The sequence below is a fragment of the Exiguobacterium sp. SH0S2 genome, assembly GCF_004337185.1.
GTDB classification, from domain to species: Bacteria; Bacillota; Bacilli; order Exiguobacteriales; family Exiguobacteriaceae; genus Exiguobacterium; species Exiguobacterium aurantiacum_A.
This window is the reverse complement of record NZ_SJVB01000001.1, coordinates 617675-635040: the sequence shown is the minus strand read 5'-3', so window position 1 is coordinate 635040 and position 17366 is coordinate 617675. Positions and strand designations below refer to the sequence as shown.

Annotated in this window: 17 protein-coding genes and 1 other annotated feature (1 of these 18 cut by a window edge); of the genes, 12 read left to right on the top strand and 5 right to left on the bottom strand. The window is 49.7% G+C overall.

The window, feature by feature from the left end:
- Window positions 1-93: a binding site (T-box leader), on the bottom strand (it extends 115 nt beyond the left edge of the window).
- A gap of 45 nt (window positions 94-138) precedes the next feature.
- Window positions 139-516, bottom strand: a complete 378-nt coding sequence (locus EVJ21_RS03280) for a DUF3899 domain-containing protein (protein WP_131489877.1) — start codon at window positions 514-516, stop codon at window positions 139-141.
- 272 nt (window positions 517-788) lie between these two features.
- Here EVJ21_RS03280 and EVJ21_RS03275 point away from each other — a divergent pair, with 272 nt between their 5' ends.
- From EVJ21_RS03275 to EVJ21_RS03255, 5 genes are all read left to right on the top strand, one after another.
- Window positions 789-2405: a peptide ABC transporter substrate-binding protein gene (locus EVJ21_RS03275; protein WP_131489876.1), complete on the top strand. Its 1617-nt coding sequence runs from the start codon at window positions 789-791 to the stop codon at window positions 2403-2405.
- Window positions 2406-2707: 302 nt separating this feature from the next.
- Complete coding sequence (gene opp3b, locus EVJ21_RS03270; protein ID WP_131440851.1) at window positions 2708-3634, top strand: oligopeptide ABC transporter permease; 927 nt, start codon at window positions 2708-2710, stop codon at window positions 3632-3634.
- Window positions 3634-4659, top strand: a complete 1026-nt coding sequence (gene opp3C / locus EVJ21_RS03265; protein WP_070327636.1) for an oligopeptide ABC transporter permease — start codon at window positions 3634-3636, stop codon at window positions 4657-4659. The genes opp3b and opp3C overlap by 1 nt, the downstream gene beginning before the upstream one ends.
- A 23-nt stretch (window positions 4660-4682) precedes the next feature.
- A complete protein-coding gene (locus tag EVJ21_RS03260) occupies window positions 4683-5756 on the top strand; it encodes an ABC transporter ATP-binding protein (RefSeq protein WP_131440849.1) in 1074 nt (357 codons plus the stop codon).
- The gene (locus EVJ21_RS03255; RefSeq protein WP_131465411.1) at window positions 5756-6706 is read left to right on the top strand and encodes an ABC transporter ATP-binding protein; all 951 of its coding nucleotides are present in this window, start codon (window positions 5756-5758) and stop codon (window positions 6704-6706) included. Before EVJ21_RS03260 ends, EVJ21_RS03255 begins: the two co-directional genes overlap by 1 nt.
- 78 nt (window positions 6707-6784) lie before the next feature.
- Here the strand turns inward: EVJ21_RS03255 and EVJ21_RS03250 are convergent, their stop codons facing one another.
- Window positions 6785-7315, bottom strand: a complete 531-nt coding sequence (locus EVJ21_RS03250) for an HD domain-containing protein (protein WP_070327633.1) — start codon at window positions 7313-7315, stop codon at window positions 6785-6787.
- Between the two features lie 223 nt (window positions 7316-7538).
- On the opposite strand from EVJ21_RS03250, the gene EVJ21_RS15415 reads away from it, so the two are divergent.
- The 4 genes from EVJ21_RS15415 to EVJ21_RS03235 all read left to right on the top strand — a co-directional run bounded on the left by EVJ21_RS15415 (window position 7539) and on the right by EVJ21_RS03235 (window position 10387).
- The gene (locus EVJ21_RS15415; protein ID WP_167331259.1) at window positions 7539-7676 is read left to right on the top strand and encodes a hypothetical protein; all 138 of its coding nucleotides are present in this window, start codon (window positions 7539-7541) and stop codon (window positions 7674-7676) included.
- A 176-nt stretch (window positions 7677-7852) separates the two neighbouring features.
- Window positions 7853-8251: a transcriptional regulator SpxA gene (gene spxA, locus EVJ21_RS03245; protein WP_015881217.1), complete on the top strand. Its 399-nt coding sequence runs from the start codon at window positions 7853-7855 to the stop codon at window positions 8249-8251.
- A gap of 175 nt (window positions 8252-8426) precedes the next feature.
- The gene (gene mecA / locus EVJ21_RS03240) at window positions 8427-9083 is read left to right on the top strand and encodes an adaptor protein MecA (protein ID WP_071399493.1); all 657 of its coding nucleotides are present in this window, start codon (window positions 8427-8429) and stop codon (window positions 9081-9083) included.
- Window positions 9084-9151: 68 nt separating this feature from the next.
- Complete coding sequence (locus EVJ21_RS03235) at window positions 9152-10387, top strand: DUF2254 domain-containing protein (protein ID WP_131465409.1); 1236 nt, start codon at window positions 9152-9154, stop codon at window positions 10385-10387.
- Between the two features lie 63 nt (window positions 10388-10450).
- On the opposite strand, the gene EVJ21_RS03230 is transcribed toward EVJ21_RS03235, so the two are convergent.
- Complete coding sequence (locus EVJ21_RS03230; protein ID WP_131489875.1) at window positions 10451-11176, bottom strand: SDR family NAD(P)-dependent oxidoreductase; 726 nt, start codon at window positions 11174-11176, stop codon at window positions 10451-10453.
- Between the two features lie 83 nt (window positions 11177-11259).
- Between EVJ21_RS03230 and cls the strand changes: the two genes are divergently transcribed.
- From cls to pepF, 3 genes are read left to right on the top strand one after another with little or no spacing between them, the layout of a single operon-like run.
- A complete protein-coding gene (gene cls / locus EVJ21_RS03225) occupies window positions 11260-12771 on the top strand; it encodes a cardiolipin synthase (RefSeq protein WP_070327629.1) in 1512 nt (503 codons plus the stop codon).
- Window positions 12772-12783: 12 nt separating this feature from the next.
- Complete coding sequence (locus tag EVJ21_RS03220; RefSeq protein ID WP_131489874.1) at window positions 12784-13845, top strand: competence protein CoiA; 1062 nt, start codon at window positions 12784-12786, stop codon at window positions 13843-13845.
- 17 nt (window positions 13846-13862) lie between these two features.
- Entirely contained in the window at window positions 13863-15665 is a 1803-nt protein-coding gene (gene pepF / locus EVJ21_RS03215; protein WP_131489873.1) for an oligoendopeptidase F, read from the top strand.
- A 226-nt stretch (window positions 15666-15891) separates the two neighbouring features.
- Here pepF and EVJ21_RS03210 read toward each other — a convergent pair whose 3' ends face one another.
- On the bottom strand, window positions 15892-16416 hold the full coding sequence (locus EVJ21_RS03210; RefSeq protein WP_236633408.1) for a DsbA family protein: 525 nt from the start codon (window positions 16414-16416) through the stop codon (window positions 15892-15894).
- Between the two features lie 333 nt (window positions 16417-16749).
- Window positions 16750-17331 (bottom strand): CYTH domain-containing protein, encoded by a 582-nt coding sequence (locus EVJ21_RS03205; protein ID WP_201738984.1) that lies wholly within the window; start codon window positions 17329-17331, stop codon window positions 16750-16752.
- Window positions 17332-17366: the final 35 nt, after the last annotated feature.

Here is a 17366-nt window from a genome sequence, read left to right as displayed (position 1 = left end):
CCATTCGCTTGAACGCTCTCCGTCTACTCGCAGCAACGTAGACTCTCTGGGGGAGAGGGAGTTCGAGGTACTTGTCTTCTTCCTTGTGTTTCCTATGTTCTGCATTTAGTTTAGCATATTGGTGGAAAAACAAAAAGGTCAAACGAGGGTGATGACGTATGACAGGATCACACTACCGACCCCGACGTATACCCAACGCCAAGCCGACTGTTTACGGGCGGAACGTTCTTCTTTCATCTCGTCGTCGTCTTTTTCGTCTTCTTCATAATCGGAATCGATTTCCTTTAGTTTGGCGCGGCGATTTCGTTTAAACCCGTACATGATCCCGTCGAACAATCCTGAAGCGCTCATCTGTGAGAACATCCCGTACGCGAAGACGATCATGCCGGCGACGAACAAGCCGCCACTCAAATGAAACGCGAACGATTCCGCGCGGTAGTACGACACATACGACCAAACCGTATAGGCAATTGTGACAATTCCCCAAACGATTAATATACTTCTAAAATTTTTCAATGTGACAAACTCCTTTCAACGTGACGACGTCAATTTGTCACGTTTGCTTATGGTTCTATGATACGCGTAGTCCCGCTATTATGGCGAGAAGGAAGTTTTTCAAATGACAGCGGTTTATTCCGTAGTTGACAGTTTGATTAAAAATTTTTTACAATAGCCCTAACGTTCTTTCGTCGGATACTTTATGTAATATTCAGAAAATTAAAGAAAAAGAGTAAGATGTTAGTCCGACGGAATGCTAAGCTTCACGAGATTAGAAAGGGGACATCGCAATGAAGAAAAAATCGATTTTGCTAATGATGACACTCATCTTGGCACTCGGTACAGTGCTCGCCGCTTGTTCGACTGGCGGAGACTCTGACGGCGGTTCGTCTTCGAACGGAGAGAAAGTACTTCGTTTGACGGACACGTCTGACATTACTACAGCCGACCCGGCGCTCGCAACGGACGCAGTCGCGTTCAACTTGATCGCCAACACAATGGAAGGTCTTTACCGTCTTGACCAAGAAGGGCAAGCCGTTCCAGCCATCGCTGAAGGAGAGCCGGAATTGAACGAAGACGAAACCGTCTACACGTTCACGCTTCGTGACGCCGAATGGTCGAACGGTGAGCCGGTCACAGCGAATGACTTCGTTTACGCTTGGCAACGTGCCGTGGACCCAGAAACTGGTTCGCAATATGCGTATATCATGAACACGGTAAAAAATGCCGAAGCAATCAACACGGGTGACCTTCCTAAAGAAGAACTCGGTGTGAAAGCAATCGATGAGAAAACGCTAGAAGTTACACTCGAGCGTCCGGACCCATCGTTCGTCTCACTCACATCGTTCGGTACGTTCACACCGATCAATGAAGCGTTCGCAACTGAGCAAGGAGCGGACTTCGCAAAAAACACAGAGAACCTTCTCTACAACGGTCCGTTCACATGGTCAGAGTGGGATCGTGAACAAGGCTATGTCTTGACGAAAAACGATACGTACTGGGATGCCGACAACGTCGCTCTCAACAAAGTCGACGTTCGCGTCGTCAAAGATACGTCAACGGTCGTCAACTTGTATGAAGCAGGCGATGTTGATTACGCAGGCCTCGCGTCTGAGCAAGTCGCTGCTTTCCAAGAAGACGAAGACTACAACACAGGACTTCGTTCAACGGTCGGTTACTTCAAGTTCAATCATGAAGATGAAGTATTCGCTGATGTGAACGCACGTAAAGCAATCGCTCGTGCCGTTGACCCGGTCGGTATTGTCGACCAACTGTTGAACAACGGTTCAATCGCAACGACTTCGTTCATCCCGAAAGAATTCATCAAGTATGAAGACGGAACGGATTACACGGAAGGCGTCCAACACTTCGAGACGAATGCTGACGAAGCAGCAACGCTTTGGGAAGAAGCAACTGGTGGCGAAGCGACCACAATCGAATTGCTTTCATTCGATAGTGAAGTTTCAAAACAAATCTCAGAGTACATGAAAGGCCAAATCGAGTCGAACTTGCCGAACGTAACGGTCAACATCTCGCAACAACCGTTCAACAACAAGCTCGAACGCGAAGCGAACGGGGACTACCAGATGTCATTCGCCCTTTGGGGACCTGACTATCAAGACCCGCTCACTAACCTTGGCATCTTCACGTCAGACAACGGTCAAAACGACATCAAGTACAAGTCGGCAGCATACGACAAGTTGATCGATGAAGCTTCGGCTGAAACAACGATCGATGCTCGTTATGACAAATTCAAAGAAGCAGAAACGCTCTTGATCGAACAAGACCAAGCAATCATGCCGATCTATCAGGCCGGTGTCGCTTACTTGATCCGTCCGAACGTTGAGAACTTCAACCGTCAACTTTTTGGTGCTGATTACCAGTACAAATACGTTGATATCAACTAAATAGGAGAGGGGACATGCGCAAGCATGTCCCCACTTTTCTAAAAAAAATATCGAATTGAGAGAAAATACTATTCAAATGTTTTGTTGGTAAAGTATAATGGAGTAACAGTGAAAATTCAGAATACTTCAGAAACTGAGGGTTTTTTGATTTTCATATGCTGTGCTAAGAGCCTTGAGATGACGTTTGACCTATTCTTTCAGAAAATTCCTTTCATTTTGTGAATTCAAGAAATGGGAAATATGTCATAGTGACGCTGTTGGTGCAAGCATAGACACAATTAGAAAAACAGGGGGTTTTTATTATGGGACGTTATATTCTTCAGCGGCTGGTTTACGGCCTCATCACGTTCTTCTTGATTGCGACGTTCACATTTTTCCTGATGGACCTGCTTCCAGGTTCACCGTATCAGAACCAGGAAAAATTGACGGAAACGCAAATTCAGATCTTGAACGATCGTTACGGACTCAATGATCCGCTTCCAGTTCGTTATGCGACTTACTTAGGGAACCTTGTCCAAGGCGACCTCGGCGTATCGTTCCGTACGGCCAACCGGCCAGTGACGGAGTTGATCATGGAACGAATCGGACCATCGGCCCAGTTAGGTATTCAGGCACTAGTGCTTGGTACGCTGACAGGACTATTGCTCGGGATCGTTGCAGCGATTCGCCATAACACGTACATCGATTATGGTTCAATGTTTGTGTCGGTAATCGGGATCTCTGTCCCGTCGTTCGTCTTTGCGGCCCTCCTTCAATACTACGTTGGGGTAAAATGGGGCGTATTGCCTGTCGCGTTCTGGGACTCGCCGGCGCATACGATCCTTCCGACCATCTCGTTGTCGCTCGGGGTCACCGCGTCGATCGCCCGTTTCGTACGGACCGAGATGCTAGAAGTGACCGGACAAGACTATGTCACGCTCGCGAAAGCGAAAGGATTAACCGGGAATGCAATCGTGTGGAAACATATGGTGCGTAACGCCATGATTCCAGCGATCACAATCCTTGGACCGATGACGGCTGCGCTACTCACAGGTACGTTCGTTATCGAGAAAATCTTTGCCGTTCCGGGACTTGGTGAATTGTTTGTAACGTCGATCACGTTGAATGACTATTCGGTCATCATGGGCACGACGCTCTTCTTCTCGGCTCTGTTCATTGTAATTATTTTACTTGTTGACTTGCTCTACGGAGTCGTTGACCCACGTATTCGTCTTGGGGGGGATAACTGATGATTGAAAATAAAAAAGATTTCGAGCAGTTCGACCAAGACATGTTCCAACGTGTCGAAATGAACGAACAGCTCGGTGAACGAATTGCCGGGAAAAGTTTGAACTTCTGGCAAGATGCATGGCTTCGTCTTAAGAAAAACAAAGCGGCCATCTTCTCGCTGTCGATCATTTTAATTTTAGTGTTGCTCGCGTTGTTCGGTCCGATGCTTTCAGCCCGTGACGCCTATGAACAAAATATCTCACAAGCGAAACTACCGCCTAAAGTCACAGGACTTGAGTGGGCCGGATTTGACGGCATGGCCAACCTCGGTGGGCGTGACATCAACTTCTATGAACAGAAAAACGTCGAAGAGAACTTCTGGTTCGGTACCGATTACCTCGGGCGTGATCTTTGGTCGCGTGTTTGGGAAGGGACTCGTATCTCGCTCTTCATCGGTTTGATGGCCGCAATCATCGATACGGTCATCGGTGTCGCTTACGGCGGCGTCTCGGCTTACTTCGGTGGCCGCATTGACAACATCATGCAACGGATCGTCGAGATTTTGACTGGTGTTCCTAACTTGATCTTGATCATCTTGTTCATCTTGATCTTTGACCCAGGTGTCTTCACCATTATCTTGGCGATGGCCATCACCGGCTGGATCGGGATGAGTCGACTCGTCCGCGGTCAGATTTTGAAACTGAAAAACCAAGAGTTTGTGTTGGCTGCCCGTACGCTCGGTGCTTCAAGTAACCGTTTGATTTTCAAACACTTGATCCCGAACACGCTCGGTGCGATCATCATCACACTCATGTTCACGATTCCATCTGCCATCTTCTTCGAGGCGTTCCTCAGCTTCATCGGGATCGGACTTCAACCGCCACAAGCGTCACTTGGTACGTTGATCAACGACGGATACAAAGAGCTACGGACGTTCCCGTACTTGCTCGTCATTCCGTCAATCATCATCGTCTTGCTCATGGTCAGCTTCAACTTGCTCGCCGATGGCTTGCGTGATGCGTTCGACCCGAAAATGCGTAAATAATTTAAACAGAGGGGGACTCGTGCATGGAAACGATTTTATCTGTCCGAGACTTAGCGGTCTCGTTCCATACGTATGCCGGAACGGTACAAGCCGTCCGCAACGTATCGTTTGATTTGAAAAAAGGCGAGACGCTCGCAATCGTTGGTGAATCGGGTTCTGGTAAATCCGTCACATCGAAAGCGATCATGCGTCTCATTCCGAACCCGCCAGGTGAGATCACGAACGGAGAAATTTTGTTCGAAGGAAAAGACTTGGCGAAGTTGTCAGAAAAAGAAATGTTGAAAATCCGCGGGCGCGACATCGCGATGATCTTCCAAGATCCAATGACGTCACTCAACCCAACGATGACAATCTTCAAACAGATTGCCGAAGGATTGAAGCAACACCAAGGATTGACGGGGGAAGATGCGAAGAAGCGTACGCTCGAATTGCTCACACTCGTCGGGATTCCGAACCCAGAGGCACGTCTTAAACAATATCCGCACCAACTTTCAGGCGGTATGCGTCAACGGATCGTCATCGCGATCGCGCTCGCATGTAACCCGAAAGTGTTGATTGCCGATGAGCCGACGACGGCACTCGACGTGACGATCCAAGCCCAAATTTTAGAATTGTTGAAAGACATTCAGCAAAAAACGGGTACGGCTATCATCTTCATCACGCACGACCTCGGTGTCGTCGCGAACATGGCTGACCGTGTCGCCGTCATGTACGCCGGTAAAATCGTCGAAAGAGGAACGGTCGATGAGATCTTCTATGAGCCGCGTCACCCGTACGCTTGGGGACTGCTCGGATCGATGCCGCGTCCGACCGATGATCCGAACGAAGCGCTCCCGGCCATCCCGGGCACGCCGCCTAACTTGCTTGACCCGCCGAAAGGTGACGCGTTCGCACCGCGTAATCCGTATGCGATGAAAATTGATTTCGAGAAAGAACCGCCGATGTTCCAAATTAGCGATACACACTATGCAGCGAGCTGGCTCTTGCACCCACAAGCACCGCAAGTGACGCCGCCGCGAGCGATCCGCGATCTCGCGCTCAAATATCGTCCTGACAGCGCGTTCGCGAAATCGATTTTGAAAGGTGGTGCTGAATAATGGAACGTGAAAAATTATTAGAAGTACGAGACCTGAAGCAGCACTTTAAAATTGGCCGAGGCCGCGTCGTCAAAGCGGTCGACGGCATCTCGTTCGATATTTACAAAGGTGAAGTGCTCGGTCTCGTTGGAGAGTCGGGTTGCGGTAAATCGACGACAGGTCGTACGATCATCGGCCTTTACGATGCAACCGACGGCGATGTTCTTTTCAAAGGTGAGAACGTCCACGGGAAAAAGAATAAAGCTGAGAAGTTAAAATTCAACCGGGCTATGCAGATGATCTTCCAAGATCCGTATGCGTCGCTCAACCCGCGGATGACGGTCGCTGATATCATCGCTGAAGGCATCGATATCCACGGCCTTGCCAAGACGAAAGAAGACCGGATGAACCGTGTGTACGACCTTCTCGAGACGGTCGGCCTCACGAAAGAGCATGCGAGCCGTTACCCGCACGAATTCTCAGGCGGACAGCGTCAGCGGATCGGGATTGCCCGTGCGCTCGCTGTTGAACCGGACTTCATCATCGCCGATGAGCCGATCTCAGCACTCGACGTGTCGATCCAAGCTCAAGTCGTCAACTTGATGAAAGAGTTGCAACGTGACCGTGATCTCACGTACTTGTTCATCGCCCACGATTTGTCGATGGTCAAGTATATCTCGGACCGGATCGGCGTTATGTACCAAGGTCACCTCGTCGAGCTTGCACCGGCAGAGCGCCTGTACGAGAACCCGATTCACGCTTATACGAAATCGCTCTTGTCTGCAATCCCGCTTCCGGATCCAGAACATGAACGGACACGTAAGCGGATCGTCTACGAATCTGGCTCACTTGGTGCTGTCGGACGGTCGGATGAAGATTCGAGCATCCCTGCGCTTCGCGAAGTCGAACCAGGTCACTATGTTTCGCTCACAGACGCAGAATATGAGGCGTATAAAGCCCAGCTCGTCTAATACGAAAAGCCCTAAAATCCAATTGGATTTTAGGGCTTTTTTGCTCAAACGAAAACACCGTGGGAGACCCGGACGGTGTTAGGCGTTTGAGATGCGCGGCAAGTTCGAGAGACGCTCGACGACGGCATCGATTAAACGGACGCGAGCGAGCGCGTCTTCAATCTCCATCGTCTCGTAGTGGTGGAGGCCGCCCGGCTGTTCGACGAACGTATCGGCGTCATGGACGAGCTGTTGGAGCGGGGTCCGTTGGATGCGGTTAGGCGGAAGGTAAGAATCCGTATGAAGCAGGATCATGACGGAAATTTCCTTGGCCCGAGCCGGATCTTCTCCGAGCCGGATCAACAGTTTATGGGCTCGTTCCGCGCCTTTGATGGCGTGGATATCGTTTTGGCGATACAAGTCGTAGTTCCACTTGCCTTCGGTGTACCATTCGTAATGACCGATGTCGTGGAGCAGTGCAGCCTTCGTTGCTAGATCGGTGTCGAGCCCTCGTCGTGTCGCCAATTCGAGAGCGCGTTCACAGACGTCAACGGCATGTTTTAATCCAGATCGTGTCAAGTATTTCTGGGTGACGTGATGCTGCATGATCGTTTCTAACGTGATTCTCATTCGTGCTCTCCTCCTTGGTGATTTCAAAGATTATTTCTATTAACTATACGGGAATGGATAAGCAAATGCAAATTTGGAACATGTGAAATCATGATTTTTTACGAGATTGTTCAACATTTTTCAATAGAATGTGCTATAATTTAACTATAGATTAGTGCAACTTTAAGATTTTCAGATACAGTAATGGTTGGTTTTTTCCTTTCGTCCATGGGGGTGAGAGACCATGAAAGAGCGTGACAAAGTACTGCAACAGAAAAAGAAACTGTTAAAAGAAGTGCTCAAGAAGAAATTGAAAGACTTGCAAGTGAAGCCAGGGAAAGAAACGGTGTCACAACCGGTTTCTCGGATTCCAGCTTCGTAGAACGGTCGATCAAGGTCGCATTCTTCTGAATGCGTCCTCTTTTCTTACCCCGATGAGAAAGAATATCATTGAAGTTTCAATAAATAAGAATTATTATAATTACGTGAACGAGATTTTGGGTATACAAGAAGAGTCACTAAAAAAATGGACGAACATTTGATCAGGGAGGAACGAAAATGGTCACACTTTATACGTCTCCGAGCTGTACATCGTGCCGAAAAGCACGGGCTTGGCTCGAAGAGCATGATATCCCATTTACAGAACGAAACATATTCTCAGAACCACTCTCACTCAATGAGATTAAACAGATTTTACGCATGACAGAAGACGGCACAGATGAGATCATCTCGACCCGCTCAAAAGTTTTCTCGAAAATCGATGTATCGGTCGACGCACTTTCGCTTCAGCAGTTGTACGATTTGATTCAAGAATATCCGGGCCTCCTTCGCCGTCCGATTTTGATTGATGAAAAACGCCTTCAAGTCGGATATAACGAAGATGAGATTCGTCGATTCTTGCCTCGCAAAGTTCGTACGTTCCAACTTCAAGAAGCGCAACGACTCGTCAACGAGTGAGGAAGCATACTGTCTAAGCAGTGTGCTTTTTATTATCTCGTTTTTCCGATAAAATAGTGGTACACACCCCATCATCAATAGATTGACAGGTCAAAAAAAGGGTACTATGATAACAAGACAATTTCCCCTCTCCTCCTTAAGAAGTAGGAGTGAGGTCAGAAGGGAGTGGACAATCGTGAAAATTGAGCGCATCAATGACAATACCGTCAAGTTTTTCATCACTTATGTCGATATCGAGAAACGCGGATTCGCCCGGGATGAAATTTGGTACAACCGAGAACGTGGTGAGCAGCTGTTCTGGCAGATGATGGACGAAGCGCACGAACGGGAAGATATCTCGTTCGATGGTCCACTATGGATACAAGTACAAGCGTTTGAAAAAGGACTTGAAGTGACCGTCACGATCGCGAAAAATGTGATCGACACAGAAGACGACGCAGAACTCGGGTCGCTCTTGCGCAACGCAATCGACGAAGCGCGTGATCAACAGTCTGTCCTCGACCAGTTGAGTGAACTCGATGAAGTCGAAGCTGAACCGGAGGCGTGGGCTCCGTTAGCTATGGATACGGATGACTTTGAGGCGATTATCGCTCTGAGCAAACGGGCCGGTGATACGCTGAGTAACGTCACCCTCAAGTTATTCCATTATGAAAACCGTTACTACTTGTGGATCGACTTCCCGGACGAGATGGAGCCGGAAGAAGAAGAGAACGTCCTCAGTCTTTTAGCCGAATATTTGTCGTTCAGTACGCAAACCCTCGCTATGCTCGAGGAGTACGGTAAACCGATTCTCGACGGAGACGTGTTCTCGAAAGTACGTCACTATTTTTAAACTCGAATCGCCTGTTCAAGCGGACAGGCGATTTTTTTACTAATTTATACATATGAAGAGGTGACTTGATGCTCAAGCGTTTACAATTGACGTTGTCAGACAGTACGTGGTTCGTCCCGTTTTTGTATGGGACAGGTGGTATCGTATTAACGTTTCTGACGCAGTATTTCGGTAGCTTTTTCCGCGAACTGTTGCCAGAAATCATTTATTTGGATCAGGATTCAGCGGCTTCCGTCCTTTCGTCGTCGTTCACGAGTCTCATGACGATGATGACGTTCAGTTTTTCGACGATTTTAGTCGTGCTGACGACGTATTCATCTCAATTCTCGCCCCGTACGATCAATAACTTTTTAACAAACTCGGCTTCGAAACATACGCTCGGTATTTTCATCATGACGACCGTGTACGGGATCACGAATTTATTTCTCATTCGGACTTCGGAAGAGGACGCCGTCCTCGCTTCAGGTGTCAGCGTCGTATTGGTCGTCAGTTCGATCTGGGCGTTCGTCAAGTTCATTCAGACGATCAGCGTCTCGATTCAAGCTGAACGCCTGTTATCGTCCTTACATCGAGAGGCATTATCCGTCATCGAAAAACAGAAGCAAGCGGTCGAAGATGGGAAGGTGAGCATCGTGCTGAAGCGATCGGTCCATACGTTCGAAGCAGGGCAGGCGGTGTACGCCTCACGGACCGGCTATGTTCAACTGTTCTCGAGCGAGAAACAAGAAGATCACGACATCAGTTTCGAATCGGTCGTCGCGGTCGGCGACTTTGTGGCGGAAGGAGATATTCTCGGATATTGGCTAGGGGATGACGCTCTCGACAAAGACGTGTTTCAAATCGGCGAGATCCGTTCATCGATTCAAGACCCGGCGTTCGTCATCGAAAAATTGAGTGAGATCGCCCTTAAAGGAGTGTCACCGGGAATTAATGACCCGAATACGGCGATTCATGCGATTCACTATATCGGGGACATCTTACGGGAATTAAGTGAACTTCCGGAAGGGGATTTCGTCTTCTCAAACGGCAAGAGTGATTGGCACATCAAACGGAAAGCGATGGAAGCGACGTTGTTCGAGGCGCTGGCGCCGATCAAGACGTACGCGAGCCATGACATTTTCGTGATGGCGTCGATTTTCGAGGCGATCCGAATCGGACGCCTGCGCGCTCATCCAACGCATCACGACACGTTTGAAGAGTTCGTCGATTACATTGAAGACGTGCTCACATGGGACGACTTACATCCGCGCGAAAAGGCGTTCTTGACGACCCAGATGATGCAAGCGAGGAAGATCAAGGCATAATATACAGCTGTTCGCACAAAAGCGAAAGGGGCCGTCTAATTCGTAGACGACCCCTTTTTGCGTTCAAGACAGGCTGTAGCCACCGTCGATGGTGATGGCTTGGCCGTTAATATAGCTCGACGCATCACTCAATAAAAACGTGACGACCGGTGCGACTTCTTCCGGTGAAGCGGCATTCCCACGGAAATGATGGCTCATCGCGTCTTTGAATTTTGCCTCGCCGCCGTACAGCTTATGGCTGAGCGGCGTATCGACCGGTCCGAAACAGACGGCGTTGAAACGAATCTTTCCTTTCATCCGATGGGCGAACGTCTTCGTCAACGCGATGACGGCCGCTTTCGAAGCGGCGTATGGACCGAGCATCGGCGGGAATTTGACGTGTCCGACGATCGCTGCGTTGTTGACTACGCTTGAACCGGTCGCGAGGAGCGGAATCGCACGTTGAATGAGGCGGTTTGTCGCCAACACGTTCAGTTCGAACACTTCGTCAAAAGCAGAGGCCGGCAACCGTTCAGGCGTACCGGGACGACCGAACGTCGCGGCGTTATTGAATACTCCGTGCAGGACGACTTGATCGGCTTCGAGGCGATCCATGAGCGCCTCGACCTCATCAGCTTGAGATAAATCACATTTCAGGAACGTGATGGTGTTATCCGATTCGAGTTCGAGTGCCGCACCTCTCGTCTCATCACGTCCGACGCCTAAGACGTCGTGTCCTTCTTCCGTTAACCGTAAGGCGACCGCATGACCGATGCCGCTCGTCGCCCCCGTCACTAGAAAAGTCCCCATATTTTCTCCACTCCCCTCAAAAAGATATCGTTCCGATGTATAATTAATGATAATACATGACAGAAACGGGGTCAGCTTATAATATGTTGCGACGCATACAAGTACTATTATCCCTTCTTTTGCTCGCAGGGCTCATTGCCGTATTATCTTATTACTGGAGCTCGCAAGTGATTGGGCTGTTCACGATCCTCGTCTTTCTGACGACGTTTAGCATCCTGCTCGTCATCTTGCTCGAGAACCGTAATCCGCAACGAACGCTCATCTGGGCAATCGTCATGCTCGGATTTCCGGTCGTCGGTTTATTCGCATACTTCGTCTTCGGTCAAAACTATCGGCGGAGACGCATGTTCAATGAGAAGGCGATGTTGGATGAAGAAACGTATCTCGCTTATCGGCAAAAAGCGATGACACTCTCGCCATCGCTCATGTTTCCGCACGATGATTATGAGAAGTTGCTCCACTTAACGTCTTCATTGAATCAATTACCCGTCTCGTCGAACACGTATACACAAATCCTCACGAACGGAAAAGAAAAGTTTTCGAAACTATTGCCAGCCTTGAACGGGGCGACGCGTCACATTCACCTCGAGTATTACATTTTCCGGGAAGATCGTATTTCTCGGGAAATTCAACGTATTTTGATTGAAAAAGCGCGGTCAGGGGTCGAGGTCCGGTTTTTGTACGATGCAGTCGGATCGATCCATACGAGCAGTTCTTTTTTCGAAGAGATGCGACAAGCTGGTGTTCACGTCCAGGCGTTCTTTCCCGTCGTCTTACCGCTCGTCTCGAGCAAGACGAACTACCGGAACCACCGGAAGATTGTCGTCATCGACGGGACCGAAGCGTTCACAGGCGGTTTGAACGTCGGGGACGAGTATTTAGGAGAGCATACGAAGTTCGGATTTTGGCGTGACACGCATCTCTACGTCAGAGGGGAAGGGGTATCGGAACTGCAGCTGATCTTCCTACAAGACTGGTACTATATGACGGGTGAGCGCTTGTTCACGCCGTTCTACCTAGAGCCGCTCGAGACGGTGCGGAGCGCGAGCGGCGGTGTCCAAATCGTCGCCAGCGGACCGGACGAGCCGTACGAGACGATGAAGTCGATTTATTTCGCACTTATCAATGCCGCCAAAAAATCGGTGTACATCTCGTCACCGTACTTGATTCCTGACGAGGATATTATGAGTGCGTTGAAGACAGCTTCTTTGTCGGGGATCGACGTCCGCATCGTCTTACCGAGCTTCCCGGACCATAAAATCGTCTTCTATGCGAGCCGATCTTATTATGAGGAGTTGCTCAGCTCTGGCGTCAAGATTTATTTGTACGAGGAAGGATTCATGCACTCGAAAGTCATCGTCATCGATGACGGCCTGGCGACGATCGGGACGGCGAACATGGACTTCCGCAGTTTTCATCTCAATTTTGAAGTGAACGCACTGCTGTACAACACGAACTCGGTTCATCAACTCAAGCAAGACATCTACAAAGATTTTGAAGGGTCTCATGAGTTGGAGTTGGGCGCGTTCGCAGAACGATCTTATTTCATCAAACTCGTTGAATCTTTGGCACGAATGTTTTCACCATTATTATGAGGGGGAAGCGGGATGCGGTTCGCAATCGATCAGACAGGGGAGTACGTCGATGCCCATACGTTGAGTCGGAGGCAAATCGAACCGGCTGCCCCTTTTTCATGTCCACAGTGCGGAGAACGGGTCATTGTAAAACGAGGAGCGAAGCGACGGCTCCATTTTTCTCACGTTCAAACGTGTGGGCGCGGAGAGTCGGCTGGTCACCGAACCGATAAATGGGGCGTCAGACAATGGCTGCAGGCGGGCGGATATGATGTCGAGCAAGAAGTGGATCTGAACGGGAGACGGGCTGACTTGGTCGCGTCAAAAGCGGAGGCGTCGTTCGTCGTCGAAATACAGGCCTCACCGTTAGCAGTCGATTCTTACGTAGAACGGACGAGACACTATGAGCGAAACGGTCTTGCCGTCATCTGGATCGCGAGCGGATTGCGTCTTGAACCGGTGCCGTCCTTCTCACCGTGGATGAGGTGTGAGATCGCACGGCGACGTACGCTGATCGTTCCGGTCAAGAACGCGTTGTACCGGTTCGTCGGGTGTCCGATCTCGCTCAGACGGGCACAAGGCACGTGGGTGCCCGTGACATCTTTCGACGTCTCGCCGTTCGAACCTTTTTATCGATTTGATGCGCACCGATGGATTCAACTCGTGCGGCGTAAGCGTATGGCGCCGCCTTATCCGACACCGCTCTACAGACGGCTGATTTTGAATCGTCTCTATCCGCTCGGCATGTTACCGTCACTGTTGCCGACGGTCTGTTATTTGCCGCTCCCGGCGCTGTGGGGTGTTCATGTTCATCCGTTCGAATTTCAAACGGTCTTGTATTTAAATCGACGGGAAGCGCCCAAGGATTCGCTCGCTTTTAGCATCGAGAAGACATGCCGCCAGTTCAACGCGACCCCGACAAGCGACTTTGTTTCTTCGTTTCAGTTACAATGGAGACAACTCTTGAACGTATTCGGCTTGTCAGAGTATGTCATCGACTGGCAAGTCCCGGTCACGCTCGAAGCAGCACTTCGTGACGATATTCGTTTGTTTCAAGGGTTTCAGCGATTCATGGCGAAATCGTATATAAACTGAGAAAAGGAAGTGGACATATGTCAGAAGTACTAACACGACAACAAGTACCCGTCGAGGAGACGTGGAACTTAGAAACCATCTATGCAGACGACAAAGCGTGGGAGCAAGACTTTGAGACACTCAAAGCCCGAATCCCTGAACTCGTTGAATTCAAAGGGAAACTCGGGGAATCGGCCGAGACACTTTACGCGGCGCTGCAGCTTCGTGACGAGATCTCGCGTCAACTGCATAAGCTGTATACATACGCCCATATGCGCTATGACGAAGATACGGCCAACAGCCATTATCAGGCGCTGAACGACCGTGCCGGGTCACTCGCCGCTCAAATTTCGGCTCAACTCGCCTTCATGACACCAGAACTGCTCGCCATCGACGAAAGTGAGATCACAGCGTTCATGGGCGGCCACGAAGGGTTGACCGTCTACCGTCATGCGTTCGATGAGTTGGCGCAAGAGCGGCCCCACGTCTTGACGGAAGCGGAAGAAGCGATCCTCGCCCAAGCCGGCGACGTGCTCGGGCAATCGAGCTCGACGTTCGGCATGCTCAACAACGCCGATTTGAAATTCCCTAAAGTAAAGAATGAGCAAGGAGAAGAAGTCGAACTGACGCACGGACGTTACATTACGTTTTTAGAGTCGGCAGACCGCAGCGTGCGTGAGACGGCTTTCAAAGCGATGTATGGGACGTACAAACAATACTTGAACACGTTCGCGTCAACTCTGTCTGGGAGCGTGAAGAAGGACAACTTTTATGCGACGGTGCGCAAGTTTGAGAGTGCGCGTCAATCGGCACTCCACAACAACTCGATTCCTGAATCGGTATACGATGGACTCGTTGAAGCGGTGAATGAACGGCTCGATCTGTTGCACCGTTATGTCGCGCTTCGTAAACGAGCGCTCGGTGTAGACGAGGTGCACATGTATGACCTGTACACGCCACTCGTCAAAGACGTCGAGATGAAAGTGCCTTATGAAGAAGCGAAAGAGCTCATGATCCAAGGTCTGGCTCCACTCGGAGACGAGTACGTCCAAATCGTCAAAGACGGTCTCGACTCACGTTGGGTCGACGTCCGGGAGACTCGCGGCAAACGTAGCGGTGCCTATTCGTCTGGCGCGTACGACACGCAACCGTTTATCTTGATGAACTGGCAAGACAACGTGAACAACTTGTTCACACTCGCCCACGAGTTCGGTCATTCGGTACACAGTCACTACACGCGTGCCACGCAACCGTACCCGTATGGGGACTATTCGATTTTCGTGGCAGAAGTCGCCTCGACGACGAATGAGGCGCTCTTGAACGACTATTTGTTGAAGACACGGACGGACAAAGCCGAGCGTCTTTACTTGCTCAACAATCAACTCGAGACGTTCCGGGGGACGCTGTTCCGTCAGACGATGTTCGCCGAGTTCGAACATAAGATCCATCAAGCGGCCCAAGATGGCATCTCGCTCACACCAGAATACTTGAACGAGACGTATCTTGAGTTGAACAAGCGTTACTTCGGCGACGACATCGTCATCGACGAAGAGATCGCGTTCGAGTGGGCCCGTATCCCGCACTTCTACTACAACTACTATGTATATCAGTATGCGACAGGAATTTCGGCGTCAGCGGCGTTGTCGCAACAAATCATGGACGAAGGCGCGCCTGCCGTTAAACGTTATATCGATAAGTTCTTAAAAGCCGGGTCGAGCGATTACCCGATCGAGGTGTTGAAGGCGGCCGGCGTTGACATGACGACGAAAGCACCTGTGTTAGCGGCGCTCGATCAGTTTGAATCCGTCCTCGATGAGATGGAATCACTCCTGTTTTCGTAAGCGTGCATGCGCGTGAACATTATGTGACAATATGAACAAAGTGCTTGTCAACAGGCGAGCCTATGGTTATATTATAAGTGTGAAATCAATCACAAACCCCTTTATTGACCGTAAACTTTCTCCCGTCTTGACACCTTCCCCGGGTGTTAAGATCGGCGTCTCTTGTCCCCGCTTGAGACGTCAAAAACCCACGGCTCCCCGGCCGTGGGTTTCTTTTTGTATCCGTTTATTTTTGTGTGGCCCATGCTTGACCGCTGCAGCCGGGAACAGGGCGGCAACGTTGCTGGAGCGACAGTTTTTTCAGTTCCCGCTCGATGATCGGCTTGTCGAGCTCTAAGATGAATGCGAGCTCAGTGATTGTCGAGGCGTCGTAGTGACGTAACACTTTTTCAACGTTCCAACCGGTTTGCCGATTCGGTACGTATCCGAGCAGTTCACTCATAACGGCTTGGTACACGTCGTAAGGATAGACGCCTTCGATTTTGAGCGCCTCGTCACGGGTGACGAACGTCATGGCGGGAAGTGATTCGATTTCCCAGTCTTTTAATATTTGATGGTCGACAGCGAGGGCGCTCAAGAGTTGATTCGACTGCATATCTGCCGCCAACTCATCGATGTCGAGTCCGTATCCAGCGTAAGAGCGCGCGATCTCCCACAGGTCGGCATCGTTAGAAGCGTCCTTCGTAAAGGCGTCGTTAATATGAAGGTGACGCAAAAAACGCATCGCATGGCGTTTCCCTTGTAATTCCATAGCCTTGATCATCGTGAGAAGGCGAACCTCTTCCTGACATCCGCCAACACAACTAGGAACCGTCGAGACCATCCGAAAACGAATCAAGTGCCCGTATTCGAGCTCGAGTTTTTTAATGAGTGTCATCACGTGAAAACCGTCGGGATCAGAGATGTCCATGAAATAGAATAACTCTAATGGCTTATATGTTACTTGGATAGAAGATTCTTCCAGTGAACAGGATGACTCATTACATTGTTCAAGTTCCATTGTGTCGCCTCCTCTCGTAAACAAAATCAAATATATCGTATGCTCATTGTAGCAACGAAAAAAAAAGGTTGGCAACGTATCTGCTCAACCTTCACTCCGTCCCATCTTTTCTTCCATGAATCGGACGATTTTATTTTTGGCCGGACGTAACGGGATATTGTGGCTCGAGAGCAGCTTTTCAAACGCGATTCGTCCTGCCGCTTCGTCCGTCACTTCGAATTCTATTTCATAATCACAAATCTCCAAATAATGACTTTCATCGAGCACGAGCAGACCGTCTGCCGTCTCGATTTCAGCACGCTTCGTCTCGAGGCGGCCCAAATGTTCGAGGGGTCCGGTCAAATTGAACGTGGCGAGGGCTTGTTTCATCTGTTCGTCGTGGACGATGCCGTACTTGAACAAATTTTCCGCCGCTTCTTCATTGATCGGTGCATGCGTCTCAAGCAGTCCGACATCGTGCGGTTGTTTGAGCGTCAAAACTTGACCGGTCTTCTTCTCGCGGATGCGCAAGGCCGCGCCTTGGCTGCGCAGTTCAAACGTGGGCGTATCGAAATAATCGTTGGCTTGCCATTTAATTTGGTCGGATAACTGATACGATTCGAGCAACGTCTCATACTCATCTTTCGTCAGCATCGATTTAAACTCAATTTCCACTTCTTGGGTCATTCATCATCGCTCCATTCTATGAACAATTGTTGGTT